This window comes from Kitasatospora sp. NPDC093558 (assembly GCF_040683475.1).
Classification (GTDB): Bacteria; Actinomycetota; Actinomycetes; order Streptomycetales; family Streptomycetaceae; genus Kitasatospora.
Genome location: NZ_JBFBDY010000607.1, coordinates 1 through 3,733, shown reverse-complemented (window position 1 = coordinate 3,733; position 3,733 = coordinate 1). Strand labels below are relative to the sequence as shown.

The window sequence follows — 3,733 nt, the reverse complement described above, 5'->3', positions numbered from 1 at the left end:
GGCAGGGAACCGGCCGTTGGCCGTCAGGTCCGTGCCGAACTGGTAGCCAGCGCCGTCTCCGCCCAGCGTGCCGAGCACCTGGGCGGGATCCGGCAGCAGCGGCAGGCCGTCGCGCTGGAAGACTGTCGCGATGAGCTTGGTGGTGAAGGCCAGTCGGTAGCTCTCGCCCGGCAGTGCCCGCGGTTCGGCATGGCCGAGCGGGAGCAGCGCGGTCAGGTCGTCGCGGCGGTAGAGGGTGCGTTGCCACTCGATCGGCCGCCGTTGCCGGTGACTGCTTGCGATTTCCTCGTAGCCGACCTCGTGGTCGTAGACGTGGCGCAGGCGGCCGGGGGCGGCGGGGTCGGGTTCGACGAAGTCCGAGGCCTGGTAGCGCCTCCGGGTGCCGGTCGGCGGGTAGTCGGTGAGTTCGAAGGTGCGGCTCTCGGCCGGCAGCGGGGTGTGGTGGTCGTCGGGGAACTGGGTCACGTCGTCGATCGGCGTGGTGACGGCGTTCTCGGTGTATGTCAGCAGTGGTGTGGTCTGCCGGGCCTGGTCGGCGTCGTGTTGGAGCGGCGAGGGTTGACTCCGGCTGTAGCCGATCACCGCCGATTTCAGCACGTTCCCGAAGGGGTCGACCTCGAGGGTGAGGGAGTGCTGCACGCGCGGGTCGTCGGGGTTGCGTTCGAGGTGGCGGTCGAGGACCTCGGCGGGGTGCGGTACGAACACCGCGTGCTCGTTGCCGCCCTGGCGCTGCTCCAGTTGGACGGCGAAGGTCTGCTCGGTGACGGTGTACGGGTGCTTCTGCGCGGGGTTGCCGTCCTGGGCGTAGATCTCCTGGCGCAGCATCAGCCCCTTGAGGGCCCGGTGGGCCTCGCGCTCCTCGGCGGCTGTCAGCCCGGCGGGCGGTGGGGGAGCGTTCAGCTCGCCGGGTGGGAGGTAGCTCGCTCCGCCGGGGGCACCGGTGTGGAACCAGGTCCTGGTGAGGACGGGTGGCACGTGCGAGGCGGGGTCTTCGTTGGCTTTGGGCAGGGCACCGGTCTCGGTGAACGCGCCGAGTTCCTCGGTGTCCCACTGGTCCACGGTGCCGAACCCTCGAAACTCGCGCTCCTCGCCGTCGAAGTAGCCGTGGTGGTAGTCGTACCGCGTGACGAACCGGTTGCGGCTGATCCGGTCGTGCGTCTCCACCCGCTCGACCACGTGCACCGGGAAGGGCAGCCGGGTGGCCCAGGGCTCGCCTTTGCGCCTGTCCTGCAGGTAGAACCTCGTCGAGGGCGCGTACCGGATGACGGTCTCGGCGCCGAGGTTGTTGACGGCCCCGACCAGCAGGTGCGGTTTGCCCTCGCCCATCAGGTTGACGTATCGCATCGGCCGCCCGGTGTCGCCCGGTAGCGGCGAGGACCAGACCAGACAGGCGGTTCCGTTGCCTAGCAGGTCGGCGGTGGTGATCGACACCAGGTCGTCGATCCGGGGGAAGACGGCGAGCGGCACCGGCTCGCTCCAGCCGTTGCCGGAGAGGTTGAAGTACAGCCGTACGCCGTCCTGGTGCAGGTAGATCAGGTCGGTCGTGCCGGAGCCGTCGATGTCGGCGAGCCGGATCCGCTTCGGGTCGAACTGGTCGGGGCGGTCGAAGGGCTGGATGTCGTCCATCGTCACCTTGGCGCCGAAGCGGCCGTGGCCGAGGTTGGGCCAGTAGCAGACCTCGCCGTTGCGGATCCGGACGAGATCGGCGAGGCCGTCTCCGCTGAGATCGGCGAGATAGATCGACCGGGTGCCGTCCGTGAAGACCACCCGCGGGCCCTTCTCCTCGTCGTCCGGCCGGGTGACCCGCTGGGCCGGGCCGAACCCGGCCTCGCCCAGGGACGGATGCCAGACGAACGCGTCGTCCTCGATCACCAGGGCGTCCGGGCGCCCGTCGCCGTCCAGGTCGACGAGGTTCACTGCGGGGTCGTGCAGCTGGCGGTTGAGGCGGGAAGTGAACGGTTGGAACGGCTGCCAGGAGTCACTCTCATCGTGTTCGGCCAGGCCGGGGACGTCGCCGTCCAGTACGACCAGGTCGTGGAGGCCGTCGCCTGCCAGGTCCATGAACTGGGCCCGCCCGCCGGCGAGCGCGAGGTTCGGTTTGGCCGCGACCTGCTCCAGCGGGGCCAGTTCGACGGTGCCGGTCCCGGCCGGGCTCAGGTTGCGGGTGAAGTACCAGTTGTCGGCCTGCTCGGTGAGGACACCGGGAATGCCCTCGCCGTGCAGGTCGACCCACTGGTAGCTCACGCCGTCGACCCCGGCCGGCAGGTTGGCCAGGGACGCTGAGGCGATGTCCTCGACCGTCTGCTGGACGACCGGCCGGCTGTACTCGAACTCGACCGGCGGCAGGCTCCGCCGCCGGTAGCCGGTGCCGTCCCGCCGGTAGCCGCTTTGTACGGCGGAGCGCAGCATGCTGTACGGCGCCTCGCCGCCGTCGCCCTGCGGCTCTGTGTACTGCAGGTCGGTGGAGCGGACCAGGCCTTCGTAGCCCTTCTGTCCGTTCGGCAGATCGGGGATGTGATGGAACATCAGGATCCGGTGGCACAGCCGGGTGGTGCGCACCTCGAAGCCGGGCTTGTAGCTGGAGAACGGATCGTTCCGGGGCTTCCACTCGCCGGAGTCCTGCGGCGTGGGAGCATCGGCGAGATGCTCGCCGTAATCGAATACCACCTCAAACATCCAGCCCGCGTCTGCGAGCTGGGCCGGTGGCAGGTCGGAGAGGAAGCGGGGCCGGCGACCCCCACCGTCCAGCAACGGGTGCCGGTTGCCGTAGCGGATGGACTTCAGGTACCGGTTGGTGCGGCGGCTCGCATCGCTGCGGTTGCGCTCGCATGCCCGGCCCCGGGCGACCCCGGAATCGTCGTCCTGCTTGTACTCGTACAGGACGGCGTTGCCCTTGTCGTCCCGGGTCTCGCAAATGAGCCATCTGAAGATCCGGCCGGAATCCTGCGGGTCGGCGATTCGGGACTCGGCGTCTTTACCGTAGACCGTGAGAACGTTGGTGCTGGAGATCGAGCGCCAGTGCACGTCACCGTCGGAGACGCGGGTCCATCGCTCGATTCGGGCGAACAGGTTGTCGACGCGCGGACGGTAGCGCCTGATCACGTACCGTGGGTCGGTCGTGGTGTCGTCCTTCGGCCGGTCGTCCGGCCCGAGTAGCGGCGTCAGGTCCTCATGGCCGGACAGCACGAAGACATCGGAGTCGAGCTTGTCCCGGTAGAGCGGCAGCCGCTTGTCAGTCTTGCGGGTGATAACCGGAAGGGACAGACTCCAGCCGAAGCCGAACGAACCGTTCCCGGAGCCCGAGTCGTAGGACAGTGACAGCTGTGGGCCGAAACCGGAGCGGCCGGGACTGGTGGCGATCGGCACGGTCATCGACCCCGTGCCGGTGACCGGGTTGGCGGCGAACTTCTCCCCGATGTCTCGGACGGCGCCACCGCCCTTGGGCAGAGTCAAAGGCGGCACCTGCACTCCGGGTGAGGCGTCCGGGGGCGTCGCCTGCTCCTGCCGCACTACCGCGCCGCCCTCGGCGCAGGTGTCCGCCAGGGCTCGCAGAGCATTCCGGCCGGGCTGTCTGCCACGCAGCTCACCTGTCCCTCGCCAGATCGGGCGGAAGCGAACTATCCCTGTCAGCCCTGAAGAGCAGACATGCGCTGGGGTACCTGACGGGGCGAAACGTACCAGCCGCACCTACACCGATATCGGAGCGCCAGTGGGGTCGGCGCCATCCGATATG

Annotated in this window: 1 protein-coding gene; it reads right to left on the bottom strand. The window is 69.1% G+C overall.

Annotated features, from left to right (window positions below; genetic code table 11):
• Positions 1 to 3,462 (bottom strand): SpvB/TcaC N-terminal domain-containing protein (locus AB0O00_RS32360; protein WP_363657865.1); only part of this gene is annotated, 3,462 nt, incomplete at its 3' end.
• Positions 3,463 to 3,733 lie beyond the last annotated feature (271 nt).